This window comes from Streptomyces sp. NPDC017940 (genome assembly GCF_044328435.1).
Taxonomy (GTDB): Bacteria; Actinomycetota; Actinomycetes; order Streptomycetales; family Streptomycetaceae; genus Streptomyces.
Genome location: NZ_JBIRHJ010000006.1, coordinates 23,535 through 41,347, shown reverse-complemented (window position 1 = coordinate 41,347; position 17,813 = coordinate 23,535). Strand labels below are relative to the sequence as shown.

Sequence of the window (17,813 nt, the reverse complement as noted above, 5' to 3'; positions counted from 1 at the left end):
GGGTCATCCTCCTGCGAACGGCGGGAGCACCTCGACCGTGCCGCCCTCGGCAAGCCGTACCGTCTCATGGGCCCGGGTACCCACGGGATCGCCGTCGATGAGGAACGAGCAGCGCCGCAGCACACGGTCGAGTTCTCCGGGGTGGCGCGCGCGGGCCGCGCCGAGCGCCTCGGCCAGCGTGGCCTCGGCGTACGGCTCCTCGGCGACTCCCGCGGCGGCCTTGGCCGCGGCCCAGTACCGGATAGTGCCCGTTGCCATTCAGCTCAGCCCTTCCTCTCGTCGGCGGCGGCCGACGTCTCGTCGGTGGCGGCCGACGTCTCGTCGGTGGCGGCCGAGGCCTCATCGGCGGTCACCGACGTCCCCTCGGCGGTCGCCGACGTCCATGATGCCGTGAGCCACGCGCCGATCCGCTCCAGAAGGGCGTCGTCCGCGGCGTGCTCCGCGTGGCCCATGCCCGCCTCCAGCCACAGCTCGCCGGTTTCGCCCGCCGCGGCGGCCAGCATCCGCGGGTGATCGACCGGGAAGTACGGGTCGCGGTCGCCGTGCACGATCAGCAGGGGCGTCGGCCCGATGAGGGGGACCGCCTCCGTCGGCGACAGCGGCACGGGGTCCCACTCGTGCGGGTGGATCCGGGTACGCAGACCGAGCCGCCCGACCACCCGCCCCGAGCGCCGCGTCACCACCCAGTGCAGCCGCCGCATCGGCGCCGTCCCCCGATAGAACCAGCGGGCCGGTGCGCTGACGGACACGACCGCGTCGCTGCGCGCTTCCGTGCGCCCCCCGTGCAGCGCCGCGTGCCGCAGCACCACGGAGCCGCCCATGGAGAACCCGACCGTGGCCACGCGCGCATGGCCGAGCGAGCGCGCCCACTGAACCGCGGCGGCCAGGTCGAGCACCTCGCGGTCGCCCACCGTGGAGTGCCCACCGGACCCCCCGTGCCCCCGGAACGAGAAGGTGATCACGGCCGCACGCTGCGCGAACACCGCGGCGGCCCGGCGCAGGTGGGGCCTTCGCAGGTCCCCCGAGAAGCCGTGCGCGAGCACGATCGCGGGCCCGCCGACCGGCCCCGGGCCGGGGTCGTACGCGGCCTCGATCGCCACCCCGTCCGACGTACGCAGAGTCGTACGCGGCGTTACGCTGCGTTGAACACCAGTGATCGGCTGCACAGAGGATCGCGCCGTTCGACCTGCCGGACCGGAACTCATGTGGGCTATTGTGCTGCGCAGAGGATCCGGGCAGCGAAGCCCCCGGGTCCTTTCCTGCTTTCCGGCGGGAAGCTGCATCCCACAGCTGGCAGTGCCCGACCAGTGCTTGACCCGTGGGAAGCAGTGCCAGGAGAGCAGTGCCCAGGAAGCAGTGCCGCATACGCAGGGACCGAGGAGGAACCGACGTAATGGGCGAGCGAAACGTGCACGACAGTCAGAAGGCTCCGGCGATCAGGCCGGCGACCCGGGCAGGTGGGCCGCGATGAGTTCTCTGCTGCTCCTCACCAACGCCCTCCAGCCCTCGGCGGAGGTGCTTCCCGCCCTCGGCCTGCTCCTGCACCAGGTGCGGGTGGCCCCGGCCGAGGGTCCCGCTCTGGTCGACACCCCCGGTGCCGACGTCATCCTCGTCGACGGGCGGCGCGACCTGCCCCAGGTCCGCAGCCTCTGCCAGCTCCTGCGGTCCACGGGGCCGGGGTGCCCGCTGGTGCTCGTGGTGACCGAGGGCGGTCTCGCCGCCGTCACCGCGGACTGGGGTATCGACGACGTCCTCCTGGACACCGCGGGCCCCGCCGAGGTCGAGGCGCGGCTGCGCCTGGCCGTGGGCCGTCAGCAGAGCACCGCCGACGAGTCCCCCATGGAGATCCGCAACGGCGACCTCTCCGTGGACGAGGCGACGTACAGCGCGAAGCTGAAGGGCCGGGTCCTCGACCTCACCTTCAAGGAGTTCGAGCTGCTCAAGTACCTCGCACAGCACCCGGGCCGGGTGTTCACGCGCGCCCAGTTGCTCCAGGAGGTCTGGGGCTACGACTACTTCGGCGGCACGCGCACGGTCGACGTACACGTACGGCGGCTGCGGGCCAAGCTCGGCGTGGAGCACGAGTCGCTGATCGGCACCGTCCGGAACGTGGGTTACCGCTTCGTCGTCCCGGAGAAGGTGGACCGCGCGGCCGACGAGGAGAGCGCGCGGGCGGCGACGCCGAAGCCCGCGGACGAGCGGGCGTCCCGACCCGCCGCGGGACCGGCGAAGGAAGCCGTCGCACGCCCTGCTCAGGGGTGACTCCATCCGCGTAGACTGCGCGCGTGGCCAAGGTGACGCGGGACGATGTGGCGCGACTGGCGGGTACTTCGACCGCGGTCGTGAGCTACGTCATCAACAACGGACCCCGGCCGGTCGCCCCGGCCACGCGCGAGCGTGTCCTCGCCGCGATCAAGGAGCTGGGCTACCGCCCGGACCGGGTCGCCCAGGCCATGGCGTCCCGCCGCACGGACCTCATAGGCATGATCGTGCCGGACGCGCGGCAGCCGTTCTTCGCCGAGATGACGCACGCCGTGGAACAGGCGGCGTCCGAGCGCGGAAAGATGGTGCTCGTCGGCAACTCCGACTACGTCGAGGAACGTGAGACGCACTACCTGCGCGCCTTCCTCGGCATGCGGGTCTCCGGCCTGATCCTCGTCAGCCACGGCCTCACCGACCAGGCCGCAGCCGAGATCGACGCCTGGGACGCGCGCGTGGTGCTCCTGCACGAGCGGCCCGAGGCCATCGACGACGTCGCCGTCGTCACCGACGACGTGGGCGGCGCCCAGCTCGCCACCCGGCACCTGCTGGAACACGGCCACGAGTACGTCGCCTGCGTCGGCGGCACCGCGGACACCCCGACCGTCGGCGACCCCGTCTCCGACCACGTCGAGGGCTGGCGGCGCGCGCTGCGCGAGGCCGGCATCCCCACCGAGGGCCGCCTCTTCGAGGCCCCCTACAACCGTTACGACGCCTACCAGCTCGCGTTGCAGTTCCTCGCCGCCCCCGACCGCCCCACGGCGATCTTCTGCTCCACGGACGACCAGGCCATCGGTGTGCTGCGAGCCGCGCGCGAGCTGCGCATCGACGTACCCGGGGAACTGGCCGTGGCCGGGTTCGACGACGTCAAGGAGGCGGGCCTCACCGACCCGCCCCTGACCACGGTCGCCTCCGACCGCCCCGCGATGGCCCGCGCCGCCCTCGATCTCGTCCTCGACGACGGGCTCCGGGTGGCCGGGTCCCGCCGTGAGCGGCTGAAGGTGTTCCCCTCGCGGCTCGTGGTGCGGCAGTCGTGCGGGTGCGGGCCCGCGGCCGCGACTGTTTTCTGACGGGCGTCCCCTTCCCGCGGGTGACGGCTTCCTCGCGGGCGTTCGCCTTCCGCGCAGGCGTCTTGCTTCTGCGCGCGGGCGTCTTTATATCGGGCAAACGCGGTTCTGTCGGGGTTCTCAGGGCGTCCTCAGAGGGCTCTCATGTACCGGGCGCACGATCGGAGACATGACAGAACCCTCCTCGCAGCAGCCGCCCGTCTACCCGCCGCCGCCCGCCTTCGGGCCGGGCCCGGCCGGGCCCGCCCCGGCGGGTCCGGCCCACTCCGGCCCGCGCCGTGCCCGCGGCCCCGTGGCGCTCCTCGCCGCCGTCGCGCTCGCCGCAGCCGCCGTGGGAGGTGGCACCGCGTACGCCGTGCAGACGCTGACCGGCGGCGACGACGGCCACGGGGCCAGGAACGTGAACGGGACCAGCGTCTCCGCCGGCAGCAAGGGCACCGTCTCCGGTGTCGCCTCCGCGGTGTCCCCGAGCATCGTCGAGATCAAGGCGAGCGGCGGCGCGGGCAAGTCCACGGGATCCGGCGTGATCATCACCTCCGACGGTGAGATCGTCACCAACAACCACGTCGTCTCGGGGGCCTCCGAGATCACCGTGCGGACCAGCGACGGCAAGACGTACCGGGCCGAGATCGTCGGTACGGACAGCAAGAAGGACCTGGCGCTGATCAAGCTGCGCGGTGCCTCCGGGCTACGGGCGGCGAGCCTCGGCGACTCCGACGACGTCCAGGTCGGCCAGCAGGTCGTCGCCATCGGTTCCCCCGAAGGCCTCACCGGCACCGTCACCAGCGGCATCATCTCCGCGCTCGACCGGGACGTGACCGTCTCCGCGGATCCCGGGCGGGGCCAGGAGCGGCAGCAGCCGGGGGAGGGCTGGCCGTTCGAGTTCGGCGGGGAGCAGTTCAACGGGGACACCGGGTCCGCCAAGACCACGTACAAGGCGTTGCAGACCGACGCCTCGCTCAACCCCGGGAACTCCGGGGGCGCGCTCATCGACATGAACGGGAACATCGTCGGCATCAACTCCGCGATGTACTCGCCGAGTTCGGAGCAGCAGGCCGGGGTGCAGCAGGTTGCCTCCGGGAGCGTGGGGCTCGGGTTCGCCATTCCCATCGACACGGTCAAGGCCGACTTGGGGAAGCTGCGGGCGGGGGCGTCGGGGTGAGCCCGTCCGGCGTTCGAGGACGAGGCCGCAGGCCGACAACGGGGTCTGGGGCGCAGCCGTGCGACGCTGATACCCCCACCCGGGAAGCCGCAGAACGCCGTAGAACGCCGCAGACACCGCAGAACGCCGCAGGAAGAGAAACATGAACCCCGCCGAAGCCGACCGCGAGTCCCCGCACCAGCCGCAGCGCGTCCTGATCGTGGACGACGAGCCCGCCGTACGCGAGGCCCTGCAACGCAGCCTCGCCTTCGAGGGGTACGGCACACAGGTGGCGGTGGACGGCGCCGACGCCCTGGAGAAGGCCGCGTCCTACCGGCCCGACCTGGTCGTGCTCGACATCCAGATGCCCCGCATGGACGGCCTGACCGCGGCCCGCAGGCTGCGCGCCACCGGCTCGACCACGCCGATCCTGATGCTCACCGCCCGCGACACCGTGGGGGACCGCGTCACCGGCCTGGACGCGGGCGCCGACGACTACCTGGTCAAGCCCTTCGAGCTGGACGAGCTGTTCGCCCGCATCCGCGCCCTGCTGCGCCGCAGCTCCTACGCGGCGGCCGCCGGGCAGGCCACCGAGGGCGAGACGCTCGCCTTCGCCGACCTGCACATGGACCTCGCCACCCGCGAGGTGACCCGCGGCACCCGCACGGTCGAGCTGACCCGTACCGAGTTCACGCTCCTGGAGATGTTCCTCGCGCACCCGCGCCAGGTCCTGACCCGGGAGCAGATCCTGAAGTCGGTGTGGGGCTTCGACTTCGAGCCGTCCTCCAACTCCCTCGACGTGTACGTGATGTATCTGCGCCGCAAGACGGAGGCCGGGGGTGAGCCGCGGCTCGTGCACACCGTGCGGGGAGTGGGGTACGTGCTGCGCGCCGACGCCACGGGCTCCGGCAGCGGCGCGTGAAGGGGATCGTCCGCCGCTTCCGGGCGCTGCCGCTGCGTTCCCGGCTCGCCCTGCTCGTGGCGACCGCGGTGGCGGTCGCCGTCGCGGCGGCGGCGGTGGCCTGCTGGTTCGTCGTGCGGAACGTGCTCGTCAGCTCCCTCGACGACGCGCTGAGCGAGGCCAATGTGCCGCTCGAGTTCGTCAACAGCCAGGTCGACAGCACCGGTCGGTGCCGGCACTCGGTCATCACGGGCGGTGACCGCCCCGATGTGTACAAGCAGACCGTGCAGGTGGTCGACCAGACCGGCGGCAGCTGCATCATCCTCGGCAAGCAGCGCATCGAGCTCAAGGACTCCGACACGGCCGTGGCGCGGCGCGAGGTGCGGAACTCGTACCACGACGCCACCGCGGCCAACGGCGAGGACTACCGCGTCTACACCTTCCCCCTGCCGGACTCCGACTACGCCGTCTCCGTGGCCCGCCCCCTCAGCGAGCTCCGCGACACCCTCAGCAATCTCGTCCTCGTCCTGGCCGCGGTCGCCGGTGTCGGGGTACTCGGCGCCGGGGCCGCGGGGCTCTGGGTGGCACGGGCCGGGCTGCGTCCCGTCGACGAACTCACCGCGGCCGTCGAGCACGTCGCCCGTACCGAGGACCTGAACCTGCGGCTGCCCACCGACGAGGACAGCGACGACGAGATCGACCGGCTCTCGCGGTCCTTCAACGCCATGACGTCCGCCCTCGCCTCGTCCCGCGACCTCCAGCAGCAGCTCATCGCGGACGCGGGGCACGAGCTGCGGACCCCGCTGACCTCGCTGCGGACCAACATCGAGCTGCTCGTCCGCAGCGAGGACACCGGCCGCGCGATCCCGCCCGACGACCGCAGGGCGCTCCTTGCCTCCGTCAAGGCCCAGATGACCGAACTGGCCTCCCTCATCGGCGACCTCCAGGAGCTCTCGCGCCCCGACGCGGCGCACGGCGGTGGCAAGGTGCAGGTGGTCGCCCTGCACGACATCGTGGAGGCGGCCCTGGAGCGGGCCAGGCTGCGCGGCCCCGAGCTGACCTTCGAGGCCCGGCTCGCACCGTGGTTCGTACGGGCGGAGCCCCCGGCCCTGGAGCGGGCCATCGTCAACGTCCTCGACAACGCCGTGAAGTTCAGCCCGCACGGCACCACCGTCGAAGTCGTCCTCGCGGCCGGGGAGCTGACGGTGCGCGACCACGGGCCGGGCATCCCCGCCGACGAACTCCCGTACGTCTTCGACCGGTTCTGGCGCTCCCCCACGGCCCGGAGCCTGCCGGGGTCGGGGCTCGGCCTGTCCATCGTGGCGCGCACGGTCCGGCAGGCGGGCGGCGAGGTGACGCTCGGGGCCGCGGATGGCGGGGGCACGGTGGCGACGGTACGGCTGCCGGGGGCGGGCACACCGCCGCCGGGTGAGCCACACCATCCCTGAGACGCCGAGACGCCGAGACGCCGAGCCCCTCGAATGCCGCGACGAGACGCTACGTCTTGCGCGAGGCCGCGGTGGCGCGTACAGTGAGGGCATCGATGACGAGACGAGACGTATCGTCATCGATGCCCGCCCCTGTCGTCCACGAAAGAAGCCGCACTTGTTCCGTGCCCCGGAAGCACCCGCCGCCCCCGCCCACTCCCCTGTCGCGCCCACGCCCTCCCAGCTCACCCTCACCGACGTCACCAAGCGCTACGGCGACCACACCGTCCTCGAAGGGGTCCGCCTCACCGTCCGCCCCGGCGAGAAGGCGGGTGTCATCGGCGACAACGGCTCGGGCAAGTCCACCCTGCTGCGCCTGATGGCCGGGCAGGAGCGTCCCGACGGCGGCACCGTCACCGTCGTGGCACCCGGCGGCACCGGCCACCTCGCGCAGACCCTGGACCTGGCCGACTCCGCCCGCGTGGGCGACGCCGTCGACCTGGCGCTCGCCGAGCTGCGTGACCTGGAGCGCCGCATCCACACCGCAGGGGCCGCCCTGGACGGCGCGGACCCGGCCGCGTACGACGCCTACGCCGCCCTCGTCGCGCGGTTCGAGGCCCGCGGCGGCTACGGCGCCGACCGGCGCGTCGACGTCGCCCTGCGCCACCTCGGCGAGCGCACCGGCCTCGACCGCGCACGGCGGCTCGGCACGCTCTCCGGCGGGCAGCGCTCCCGGCTCGCCCTAGCAGCGACGCTCGCCTCCGCCCCCGAGCTGCTCCTGCTCGACGAGCCCACCAACGACCTGGACGACGAGGCCGTGGCCTGGCTCGAGGAGCGGCTGCGCGCCCACCGCGGCACCGTCGTCGCCGTCACCCACGACCGGACGTTCCTCGACCGGGTCACCGACACCGTCGTCGAGGTCGACCACGTCGCCCGCACCGTGCGGCGGTACGGCGACGGCTACGCGGGCTACCTGACCGCGCGCGCCGCCGCACGCGCCCGCCAGGAGCGGGAGCACGAGGAGTGGCGGGCCGAGGTCGCCCGCCAGTCCCGGCTCGCCGAGTCCCACATCGGACGGCTCGGCGCGATCCCCCGCAAGATGCCCCGCGGATTCAGCGGCGCGGGCGCCTTCCGGGCCAGGTCACGGGCGCACGGCGCGCAGTCCCGCATCCGCGGTGCCCGCGAGCGGCTGCTGCGCCTCATGGAGAACCCGGCACCGGCACCACCGGAGCCGCTGCGCTTCGCGGCGAGCATCCGGGTCACGGCGGAGACCGCGCCCGCGGGCGCCGACGGGCGGGCCGACGGCGCCGTGGACCGTGCGGTCGAGGTCGCCGGGTTGCGCGTACCGGGGCGGGTCGCCCTCGACTCGCTGTCCGTACCGGCCGGCGGGCGGCTGCTCGTGACCGGGCCCAACGGCGCCGGCAAGTCGACGCTGCTGCGGGTGCTCGCGGGTGAGCTGGCGGCAGAGGGTCTGGTGCGGCGCCCCGCCAGGGTGGGGATGTTGCGGCAGGCCGTCGCCACGCTGTCCGGCGCGGAGGCGGCCCGCCCGCTGCTCGCCGCCTTCGGGGAGCACCGCGCCGAGGAGCTCCTCGCGCTCGGTCTGTTCCGGGCGCAGGACCTGCGCCGCCCGGTGGGGGCCCTGTCCGCCGGTCAGCGCCGCCGCCTCGAACTGGCCCGCCTGGTGACGCGCCCCCACGACCTGCTCCTGCTCGACGAGCCGACGAACCACCTGTCCCCCGGCCTGGTGGAGGACCTGGAGGCCGCACTCGCGGGCTACACCGGGACGCTGATCGTCGTGACGCACGACCGGCGGCTGCGGGCGGGCTTCCGGGGACCGGTCCTGGAACTCACCCCCCGGCCCCGCCCGGGCGGTTGACCGCTCAACGGCCGAACGCCAGCTCCGACCCCTCGAGCTCCGCCCTGATCCCGTCCTTCTCCACCCGCACGTCGGAGAGCCGCACCGAGCCGTCGCCCGGCAGCTCCGGGAGTTCGAAGGCGAGGGTGAGGCGGTCGACGAGGACGGGGCGGGTGAGTTCGGAAAGCCCCTGGAGCAGAGCGGGGTCGAGGCCGAGCTTCTTCAGGAGCGCGGGGTGGCCCGTCGCCGCGTCGATGAGGTTAAGGCGCATCACGTCGTCGACGAAGCGCGGGGAGCCGGTGACGTCGTTCAGCCTGGCGTCGCTGCGCAGCGCTCCCCGTACGGTGTCGTCGGGCACGCCGAGCCGCTTCGCGATCGCGGGCACGGAGAGCAGGGCCTTCGCCCTGGCGGACTCGTCCGCGACCCGGCGGGCGCCCGCGCGGCTGAGGTGCAGGCCGTCGGACGCGCGGGGTCCCGGGCGGTAGGAGGCCATGCCGCCGATGCCCAGGCGCATCCGGCCGATGTCCGTGGCGACGCCGCGGTCACCGTTGCGCTCGATGCGGGCGTCGGCGCGGACCTTCAGGTCGTGCCCGGCGACGGGCAGGGTGCCGCGGGCGTGGACCCGGTCGCGGCCGTGGCCGGTGAAGGTGACCTGGGAGGCGCCGAGTTCCCTGTTGAGGTCGTCGAAGGAGAGCAGGACCTCGCCGCGCATCCGCCCGATGACGGCGCCGTGCAGCGAGGTGGGCCCCTCGCCCTTCACGGTGACGTCCGTCGCGGTCGCGGAGACCTTGGCGAGCGAGACGCGGTCGGCGGCGACGTCGGGGACGGTCACCTTCACCTCGTCGAGGCGCTGGTCGAGGACCTGGGTGAGGAAGGGGAAGCCCTCGATGTCCACCTCGGGGGCCGCGCTCAGGCCGAGCTGGTCCTTGAGCCTGTCGCCTGCCTCGTGCTCGGCGTACAGGAGCGCCCAGCGGTCGGCGAGGACGAGGAAGGCGGTGGCCACGGCGAGGGTGACGAGCACCTTCGCGGCCGGTGGGAGCCCGGCGAACCGGTTGCGGCGCCTGCGGCTGCGGCTGCCGCGCCGGTGGTTGGGCGGCTGCCACGGCGCCTCGGCCTCGGCCGCGCCGCCGGTGTCGTCCTGGAGGAAGTCCTTCAGGGGGTGGGGTGCGAGGGCGCCCAGCTCTTCGTACGGATTACGGCGATTTGTCGCGACGCACGGACGGCCCGAGGGGACGTCCACGTACGGACGGTCGGGGGGCGTTTCTCCGTACGGACGGTCGGGGGGCGTTTCTCCGTACGGACGGTCGGGGGGTGTCTCTACGTACGGACGGTCGGGGGGTGTCTCTTCGGACGACTCATGAGTGGCTATGCGGTGGGGGGAACGCATCAGGTGATCTCACCATACGTTCACACCCCACCCCAAGCTCGTTCGCCGGAGAGCAACTTCACAGCGCTGGGCGAACACCCCTACCGGTCCTGGTACCGGTACCGGTACCGGTACCAGGACGAACGCCCACTTCAGGGACGCACAACGGTGATGCGGTCCGCCTTCGGCGGCGCGAGGGGCTTGTCGGCCGAGGAGTTGGCGGTGAAGTAGTCGTTCAGAGCCTTCAGGTCGTCCGCGCCGACCAGGGGCTTCGTCCCCTTGCCGAGCTCGGCGAAGCCGTCGCCGCCGCCCGCGAGGAACGAGTTCATCGCGACGCGGTAGGTGGCGTTCGGATCGATCGCCGCGCCGTTCAGCTTCACGGAGTCGGCGACCACGCGGTCCGCGCCCGACTTGGTCATGTCGAGGGTGTACGTGAATCCCGCGGAGACCTGGAGGATCTTCGGGAAGGCCTCGTTCGGGCCGCTGACCTGCTGGCGGAGGCCGGTCAGGAGCTGGGCTCCGGTGAGGTCGACCAGGTTCACGGTGTTGCTGAAGGGCTGCACGGTGAACGCCTCGCCGTACGTGACGACCCCGTCGCCCTCACTGCCGCTCGCCTTGTGGACGAGGTCGGAGCGGATGCCGCCCGGGTTCATCAGGGCCAGGTCGGCCTCGGGGTCGAGGGACTTGGCGTGCGCGAGCTGGGCGTCGGAGATCAGGTCGCCGAGCGGGGACTCGGGCGTGCCCGCGCCGCGGCCGGGGACGTCACCGGAGATGAAGCCGACGGGCTTGTTCGCGATGGGCGCCGCGAGCTTGTCCCAGCGGCCGATGAGGCGGGTCATGTCGGCGGCCCTGGGCTGCGTACGGCTGACGACGTGGTTCGCGGACCGCACGCTTGTCCGCACGATGTCCTTGGTGCGGCGGTCGTACGTGAGCGTGGTGTCCGTGTAGAGCTTGCCGTAGGAGGACGCCGAGGTCACCATGCGCGGCTTGCCCGAGGGGTCGGGGACGGTGCAGACGTACGCCTGGTGGGTGTGGCCGGTGACGATGGCGTCGACCTTGGGCGTGATGCCCTTGGCGATGTCCGTGATGGGCCCCGAGATGCCGTCGCCCGGGCCCGGGGAGTCGCAGTCGTAATTGTACGCCTGGCTCGCCGGGGAGCCGCCCTCGTGGATGAGGGTGACGATGGACTTCACACCCTGCTTGTCGAGGATCTTCGCGTACTTGTTGACGGTCTCGACCTCGTCGTGGAACTTCAGGCCCTTGATGCCGTCGGCGGAGACGATGTCAGGGGTGCCTTCGAGCGTCACGCCGATGAAGCCGACCTCCACGCCCCTGTGCTTCCACACCCAGTAGGGCTTGAGGACGGGCTCGCCGGACTTCTCGTCCGTGACGTTCGCGGCCAGATAGGGGTAGTCGGCGCCCTCGAACTCCTTGTCCTTGCCGTGCTTGTCCTTCTCGTAGCAGCCGTCCTTGGGGTGGCAGCCGCCGTTCTGGATCCGCGCGAGTTCCTTGGCGCCCTCGTCGAACTCGTGGTTGCCGACGCTGCTGACGTCGAGGCCGAGCTTGTTCAACGCCTCGACGGTCGGCTCGTCGTGGAAGAGCCCCGACAGGAGCGGGCTGGCGCCGATCAGGTCGCCGGCCGCGGCGGTCACGGAGTACGGGTGCTGCTGGCGGGCGGTGCGCAGCGAGGTCGCGAGGTACTCGACGCCACCGGCGTCGATCTTCTTCTCGGTCCCGTCGTGCTGCTTCTCGACGACCTGCCCGGAGGAGCCCGCGGGCGGCTGGAGGTTGCCGTGGAAGTCGTTGAAGGACAGCAGCTGCACGTCGACCGTGCGCTTCTTGTCCTCGGCGGCGGCCGCGTCCCGACCGTCCTGCCCCGCACTCGCGGGCAGCGCGGCGGCGAGCGCACCGGCCGTGGCGATCCCCGCCGCGACGGCGAGCACCCGGGTGGTGCGACGCCTTGGCCTTCGATGCTTCGGTATGCCGGACACGAGATCCCCCGGGTTGAGGTGAGACGACTGGGGCCGACGGCAGCCTATGGTCAACGCGCGTAGCGCAACAGAGGCGCGCTGGTTACAGCCTGATTGCCATTACGGGTCCAGTACGGGACAACCGAAGCCCGTCCGGCACGCGACCGTTCGACCCGACACACGAGGACGAGCGCGCAAGCGCGATCCAGCCCGTCCGGCAGACGAGGACGAACGCGCAGGCACAACCAGCCTGTCCGGCGTTTGAGGACGAGCGCGCAAGCGCGATCCACCCCACTCGGCGCACGGGGACGAACACGCAAGCACAATCCAGCCCGTCCGGCGTTTGAGGACGAGCGCGCAAGCGCGATCCACCCCACCCGGCGCACGGGGACGAACACGCAAGCACAACCACCCCGCCCGGCACCGAGGGCAAGCCCAAGCAAGACACCCCACCAAAGGCGCCCCCGCCAGAACTACCCTCGACGCATGACTGACGACCACCCCGCCCCACCCCGCAAGCTCGACAACGTCGACCACCTCACCGCAGCCCAAGCGAGCGAGGCCCTCGAACTGCTCGGCGCAGCCGCCCGCACCGACGGCCAGCAGGCCGTCTCCGAACAGGGTCGGCTGCAACTGCGCGGCGGCCCCCGCGAAGGGGTACGGCACCTGCTCCTGACCGTCGGAGGCGAACTCGTCGGCTACGCCCAGCTGGAGGACACCGACCCCGTCGAGGCCCCCGCCGCCGAACTGGTCGTGCACCCGAGCCACCGCGGCCGCGGCCACGGCCGGGCCCTCGGCTCGGCGCTGCTCGCCGATTCGGGCCGGAGGCTGCGCGTGTGGGCGCACGGCGGCCACTCCGCGGCGCGCCACCTCGCCCAGGTCCTCGGCCTGACCCTGTTCCGCGAACTGCGCCAGATGCGGCGCCCGCTGACGGACCTGGAGCTGCCGGACCCGGTGCTCCCCGAGGGGGTCCGGGTACGCGCCTTCGTCCCCGGCGAGGACGACGCGGCGTGGCTCGCGGTGAACGCGGAGGCCTTCGCCCACCACCCCGAGCAGGGCTCCCTCACGCAGCGGGACCTGGACGACCGCAAGGCGGAGCCGTGGTTCGACCCGGCGGGCTTCTTCCTGGCCGAGCGGGAGGCCGACGGCGAGCTCGTCGGCTTCCACTGGACGAAGGCGCACGCCCAGGAGCGCCTCGGCGAGGTGTACGTCGTCGGGGTACGGCCCGGCGCGCAGGGCGGCGGCCTCGGCAAGGCACTGACCACGATCGGCCTGCGGCACCTGGCGGCGGCCGGCCTGCCCACGGCGATGCTGTACGTCGACGCGGACAACAAGGCGGCGGTGAGCGTGTACGAGCGGCTCGGCTTCGTGACGCACGAGACGGACCTGATGTACCGCACGGAGTCATGAGCGCGAACGCCTGGGGGTTCCTACGCGACCCCCCAGGCGTCATGTCGGCGTAACCATTGATTCAGACAGCCTTGCGAAGCTCAGGCAATGCAGCCCCCCACCGAGCCCACGCCGGACGGAGCGCGCCCGAACGGCCAGGTCCGTCTCGCGCACCGGGCCTCCGGCGCGCCCGGAAGGGGCGACGCGCGGAAGAATGGGTCCATGAGCGAGCGCACCGCGCAGTCCGAATCCCAGCACACCGCCGACGCCGCCGAGGCCACCGCCGACGGGATGCGGCACGCACAGCCGTCCGTCGGCTCCCTCGCCGCGCACCGGCCGCACACCATCGCGGCCACCGTCTCCGACCTCGACCCGGACATCGACGCCGACCTGGACGGCTACGACGAGGAGGCGCAGGCGGGCTACGGCGGCGCCGAGCTGCCGAAGGGCCGGTTCCTGGACCGGGAGCGCAGCTGGCTCGCCTTCAACGAGCGCGTCCTCGAACTCGCCGAGGACCCGAACACCCCGCTCCTGGAGCGGGCGAACTTCCTCGCGATCTTCGCGTCGAACCTGGACGAGTTCTTCATGGTCCGGGTGGCCGGCCTGAAGCGGCGCATCGCGACCGGCGTCGCGACCCGCTCCGCGTCCGGCCTCCAGCCCCGCGAGGTCCTGGAGCTGATCTGGTCCCGCAGCCGCGAGCTCATGGCCCGGCACGCCGCCTGCTACCAGGAGGAGATCGCCCCGGCCCTGGCCGACGAGGGCATCCACGTGGTGCGCTGGGCCGAGCTGACGGACAAGGAGCAGTCCCGGCTCTACACCCTCTTCATGCACCGGATCTTCCCGGTCCTCACCCCGCTCGCCGTCGACCCGGCGCACCCCTTCCCGTACATCTCGGGCCTGTCCCTGAACCTCGCCGTGGTGATCGAGAACCCGGTCACCGGGCACGAGCACTTCGCGCGCGTCAAGGTCCCGCCGCTCCTGTCCCGCTTCCTGGAGGCCTCCCCGCAGCGCTACGTCCCCATCGAGGACGTCATCGCCGCGCCCAAGCACCTCCAGGAACTGTTCCCGGGCATGAACATCAAGCAGCACCACATGTTCCGGCTCACCAGGAACGAGGACCTGGAGGTCGAGGAGGACGACGCCGAGAACCTCCTGAAGGCCCTGGAGAAGGAGCTGATGCGGCGCCGCTTCGGGCCGCCGGTGCGCCTCGAGGTCGAGGAGTCCATCGACGAGGAGGTCCTCGACCTCCTCATGCGGGAGCTGAAGATCGGCGAGTCGGAGGTGCACCCGCTGCCGGGCCCCCTCGACCTCACCGGGCTCTTCGCCCTCGCGGGCCTCGACCGGCCCGAGCTGAAGTACCCGAAGTTCGTGGCGGGCACGCACCGCGACCTCGCCGAGGTCGAGTCGGCGTCCGCGCCCGACATCTTCGCGGCCCTGCGCGGCGACCACGACGTGCTCCTGCACCACCCCTACGACTCGTTCTCGACGTCCGTGCAGGCCTTCCTGGAGCAGGCCGCCGCCGACCCGAACGTGCTCGCCATCAAGCAGACGCTGTACCGCACCTCGGGCGACTCCCCGATAGTCGACGCGCTGATCGACGCCGCCGAGTCCGGCAAGCAGGTCCTCGTCCTGGTCGAGCTGAAGGCCCGCTTCGACGAGCAGGCCAACATCAAGTGGGCGCGGAAGCTGGAGGAGGCCGGCTGTCACGTCGTGTACGGCCTGGTCGGTCTGAAGACGCACTGCAAGCTGTCGCTCGTGGTCCGCCAGGAGGGCGACAACCTCGTCCGCTACTCGCACGTGGGCACCGGCAACTACCACCCCAAGACCGCCCGCCTGTACGAGGACCTGGGCCTGCTCACCGCGAACCAGGAGGTCGGCGCGGACCTCTCCGACCTCTTCAACCGGCTTTCGGGCTACTCGCGCCGCGAGACCTACCGGCGCCTGCTCGTCGCGCCCAAGTCGCTGCGGGACGGCCTGATCACCCGTATCAACCGGGAGATACAGCACCACCGCGGCGGCCGCCCCGCCTACGTCCGCATCAAGGTCAACTCGATCGTCGACGAGGCGATCATCGACGCGCTGTACCGCGCCTCGCAGGCCGGGGTGACCGTGGACGTGTGGGTGCGCGGGATCTGCGCGGTGCGGCCGGGCGTCGCGGGCCTGTCGGAGAACATACGCGTGCGGTCCGTACTGGGCCGCTTCCTGGAGCACTCGCGGCTCTTCGCCTTCGGCAACGGCGGCGAGCCGGAGGTGTGGATCGGCAGCGCCGACATGATGCACCGCAACCTCGACCGCCGGATCGAGGCGCTGGTCAGGGTGGCGTCCCCGGCCCACAGGGCCACCTTGAACCGGCTCCTGGAGACCGGCATGTCGGACACCACGGCCTCGTGGCACCTGGGGGCGGACGGCAACTGGACGCGGCACGCCACGGACCCGGACGGCCAGCCCCTGCGCAACGTACAGGAGATGCTCATAGACGCCCGGAGGCGCCGGCGTGGCACAGCAACACCATGAGATGACGGCGGGCGAGGCCCTGTCGGTCTACCTTCAGGACCAGGCGACCGACTTCCTCCGCTCGCTGCGGCTGCACCGCGAGTCCTCGACCGACGCGCAGGGCGCCGAGGAGTCCCTCGCGGCGGCGCGGGCGCTGCGGCGCGCGTCCCGTCGCATCGGCGCCACGCTGCACACCTTCCGGCCGCTCCTCGACCCGGAGTGGACGGAGGGCCTGCGGCCCGAACTGGCGTGGCTCTCCGGCACCCTGGCCCGCGAACACGCGTACGCCGCCCGCCTGGAGCGCCTCCTGACAGCCCTGCACCGGCTCTCGACACCCCCGCCCGCGGCACCGCGGGAACCGGACCCGGACCCGGTACCGGTCCCCCTCCCGACGCTCCCGCGCACCGCCCCGGCCACCGCGATGGCAACCGCGCCCGGCAGCCGCCAGGACCCGGCACCGGGCAGCCGCTCCGCCCCTGCCGCAGTGGGCCATCGCCCCGCGGGACGAGTGGGGCCTCCCCTGGCCGAGCGGAGCCGGGAGCTCGGGGACGGGTGGGCACAGTCCGCGGTACCGGGCGCCCGTGACGTGCGGCCGGGCGCAGCCGAGGGCCCGAGGACCCGGCAGCAGCAGGCGCCGGGCCAGACGCAGCCCGGAAAGAAACCTTCCGGCCCCCTGGCCGTGGGCGCCGCCAAGGCCGCCGCCCTCCTGGAACGCCAGCTGACCCTGGCCCGCACGCGGGCCCACTCCGCCGCACTCCAGGCCTTCGGCTCCTCCCGCTTCCACGCGGTGGCGGACAACGTGGCCGTACTCGCCAGCGAGGTCCCCCTGAGTCCCACCCCGGACACGGACCTCAAACCGCTGGCCGCGGCGGCCGAGTACCACCTGACCGAGGCGGTGGCGTGGCTCCCCCTGGTCCGGGCGGGCCTCCCGTACAACGCGGAGGCCCTCGTCCACGGCCTGGCCGCGGACACCGCACCGGACGCGCAGGACGCCCCCTGGCTGAAGGTCCGCTCCCTGCTGCGCCTGCACCGCTACGCCCAGGAGGTGCTGCTCGGCGACATCCCGCAGGACGCCCGCCTCGCCCTGGCTGGACAGGCCCTCGACCTGCACCGCGAGGCCGCGGAGGCGGCGGAGGCAGCCGCGTCGGCGGCCCGCACCCCCCGCATCGCTCCGGCGACCGCGTACGCCCTCGGGGTCCTGCACGCCGACCAGCGGCACGAGGTGGAGGCCGCACGGTACGCCTTCCAGCGGGCGTGGCTGCGCGAGTCGGTGACCGCCCAGTGACGCGGGCGAACGGCCCGGTCCTGGCGGCGGGCTGCGTCCTGTGGCGCCCCAGCACCTCCGGGGGCCCCACCGGCTCCGGGGGCCTCACCACCTCCGGGAGCCTCGTCGAGGTCGCCCTGGTGCACCGGCCGAAGTGGGGCGACTGGTCCTGGCCCAAGGGCAAGCTCGACCCCGGCGAGACCCCGTCCGAGGCGGCCGTGCGGGAGGTCGAGGAGGAGACGGGCATGACGTGCCGCCTCGGGCCCGCGCTGCCCACCGCTCACTACACCGACGCCAAGGGCCGCCCCAAGGTGGTCCACTACTGGGCGGCCGAGGCGACCGGGGGCGAGTTCTCCCCCAACGACGAAGTGAGCCACCTCCTGTGGCTCGCCCCGGACGCGGCCCGCGGACAGCTCACCTACGCCTTGGACAAGGACCTGGTGGAGCCGTTCCTCGCCGCCGTCGGCCTCCGCGAGCAAGGCGCGTAGGCCACAGCGCCCCGCCCCGCCGCGCAGGACCCCGCGGCGCCCCACTCCACCCCGAGCCCCGGCACAGCGCCACCGCCGTGCCGGGGCTCGCCCGTGCCACCCCGGCGCGACATGGCGGAACGCTGAACGCCGCAAGAACGAGACGTACTCGCATGGACACTGTGCGTGATCAAAAGCGAGGCTGGAAGTGGAC

General features: G+C 72.8%; 14 protein-coding genes. 10 read left to right on the top strand and 4 right to left on the bottom strand.

All coding sequences use genetic code 11. The annotated features are described in order from the left end of the window. Positions 1-3: 3 nt before the first annotated feature. Entirely contained in the window at positions 4-258 is a 255-nt protein-coding gene (locus tag ACH4DX_RS21230) for a MoaD/ThiS family protein (protein WP_398120902.1), read from the bottom strand. 5 nt (positions 259-263) lie between these two features. Beyond that, positions 264-1,205: an alpha/beta hydrolase family protein gene (locus ACH4DX_RS21225; RefSeq protein ID WP_398156260.1), complete on the bottom strand. Its 942-nt coding sequence runs from the start codon at positions 1,203-1,205 to the stop codon at positions 264-266. Between the two features lie 262 nt (positions 1,206-1,467). Here ACH4DX_RS21225 and ACH4DX_RS21220 point away from each other — a divergent pair, with 262 nt between their 5' ends. From ACH4DX_RS21220 to ACH4DX_RS21195, 6 genes are all read left to right on the top strand, one after another. Beyond that, positions 1,468-2,262, top strand: a complete 795-nt coding sequence (locus tag ACH4DX_RS21220; RefSeq protein WP_398120898.1) for a winged-helix domain-containing protein — start codon at positions 1,468-1,470, stop codon at positions 2,260-2,262. Between the two features lie 23 nt (positions 2,263-2,285). Continuing rightward, positions 2,286-3,329 (top strand): LacI family DNA-binding transcriptional regulator, encoded by a 1,044-nt coding sequence (locus ACH4DX_RS21215; RefSeq protein WP_398120896.1) that lies wholly within the window; start codon positions 2,286-2,288, stop codon positions 3,327-3,329. Between the two features lie 166 nt (positions 3,330-3,495). Continuing rightward, on the top strand, positions 3,496-4,488 hold the full coding sequence (locus ACH4DX_RS21210) for a S1C family serine protease (RefSeq protein ID WP_398156259.1): 993 nt from the start codon (positions 3,496-3,498) through the stop codon (positions 4,486-4,488). A gap of 142 nt (positions 4,489-4,630) precedes the next feature. Then, positions 4,631-5,389, top strand: coding sequence for a response regulator transcription factor (locus ACH4DX_RS21205; RefSeq protein ID WP_398156258.1), 759 nt, complete (start codon positions 4,631-4,633; stop codon positions 5,387-5,389). Next, on the top strand, positions 5,386-6,816 hold the full coding sequence (locus ACH4DX_RS21200; protein WP_398120891.1) for a sensor histidine kinase: 1,431 nt from the start codon (positions 5,386-5,388) through the stop codon (positions 6,814-6,816). Before ACH4DX_RS21205 ends, ACH4DX_RS21200 begins: the two co-directional genes overlap by 4 nt. Positions 6,817-6,973: 157 nt before the next feature. After that, entirely contained in the window at positions 6,974-8,671 is a 1,698-nt protein-coding gene (locus ACH4DX_RS21195; protein WP_398156257.1) for an ABC-F family ATP-binding cassette domain-containing protein, read from the top strand. Between the two features lie 4 nt (positions 8,672-8,675). On the opposite strand, the gene ACH4DX_RS21190 is transcribed toward ACH4DX_RS21195, so the two are convergent. Together ACH4DX_RS21190 and ACH4DX_RS21185 are read right to left on the bottom strand one after the other, a co-directional pair. Then, entirely contained in the window at positions 8,676-10,037 is a 1,362-nt protein-coding gene (locus tag ACH4DX_RS21190) for a DUF2993 domain-containing protein (protein WP_398156256.1), read from the bottom strand. A 131-nt stretch (positions 10,038-10,168) separates the two neighbouring features. Further along, the gene (locus ACH4DX_RS21185; RefSeq protein WP_398156255.1) at positions 10,169-11,959 is read right to left on the bottom strand and encodes a bifunctional metallophosphatase/5'-nucleotidase; all 1,791 of its coding nucleotides are present in this window, start codon (positions 11,957-11,959) and stop codon (positions 10,169-10,171) included. 513 nt (positions 11,960-12,472) lie between these two features. On the opposite strand from ACH4DX_RS21185, the gene mshD reads away from it, so the two are divergent. From mshD to ACH4DX_RS21165, 4 genes are all read left to right on the top strand, one after another. Then, positions 12,473-13,396 carry a mycothiol synthase gene (gene mshD, locus ACH4DX_RS21180; RefSeq protein ID WP_398120883.1) on the top strand — a complete coding sequence of 308 codons (924 nt, stop codon included), beginning with the start codon at positions 12,473-12,475 and terminating at the stop codon, positions 13,394-13,396. An 87-nt stretch (positions 13,397-13,483) separates the two neighbouring features. After that, positions 13,484-15,889 carry an RNA degradosome polyphosphate kinase gene (locus ACH4DX_RS21175; RefSeq protein WP_398156254.1) on the top strand — a complete coding sequence of 802 codons (2,406 nt, stop codon included), beginning with the start codon at positions 13,484-13,486 and terminating at the stop codon, positions 15,887-15,889. Further along, positions 15,870-17,153 (top strand): CHAD domain-containing protein, encoded by a 1,284-nt coding sequence (locus ACH4DX_RS21170; protein ID WP_398156253.1) that lies wholly within the window; start codon positions 15,870-15,872, stop codon positions 17,151-17,153. The genes ACH4DX_RS21175 and ACH4DX_RS21170 overlap by 20 nt, the downstream gene beginning before the upstream one ends. After that, complete coding sequence (locus ACH4DX_RS21165; protein ID WP_398156252.1) at positions 17,150-17,620, top strand: NUDIX hydrolase; 471 nt, start codon at positions 17,150-17,152, stop codon at positions 17,618-17,620. The genes ACH4DX_RS21170 and ACH4DX_RS21165 overlap by 4 nt, the downstream gene beginning before the upstream one ends. Positions 17,621-17,813 lie beyond the last annotated feature (193 nt).

Coding starts and splice junctions, on each gene's coding strand:
- ACH4DX_RS21230 (WP_398120902.1), bottom strand. CDS start 258: ATGGCAACGGGCACTATCCGGTACTGGGCCGCGGCCAAGGCCGCCGCG.
- ACH4DX_RS21225 (WP_398156260.1), bottom strand. CDS start 1,205: ATGAGTTCCGGTCCGGCAGGTCGAACGGCGCGATCCTCTGTGCAGCCG.
- ACH4DX_RS21220 (WP_398120898.1), top strand. CDS start 1,468: ATGAGTTCTCTGCTGCTCCTCACCAACGCCCTCCAGCCCTCGGCGGAG.
- ACH4DX_RS21210 (WP_398156259.1), top strand. CDS start 3,496: ATGACAGAACCCTCCTCGCAGCAGCCGCCCGTCTACCCGCCGCCGCCC.
- ACH4DX_RS21205 (WP_398156258.1), top strand. CDS start 4,631: ATGAACCCCGCCGAAGCCGACCGCGAGTCCCCGCACCAGCCGCAGCGC.
- ACH4DX_RS21190 (WP_398156256.1), bottom strand. CDS start 10,037: ATGCGTTCCCCCCACCGCATAGCCACTCATGAGTCGTCCGAAGAGACA.
- mshD (WP_398120883.1), top strand. CDS start 12,473: ATGACTGACGACCACCCCGCCCCACCCCGCAAGCTCGACAACGTCGAC.
- ACH4DX_RS21175 (WP_398156254.1), top strand. CDS start 13,484: ATGCAGCCCCCCACCGAGCCCACGCCGGACGGAGCGCGCCCGAACGGC.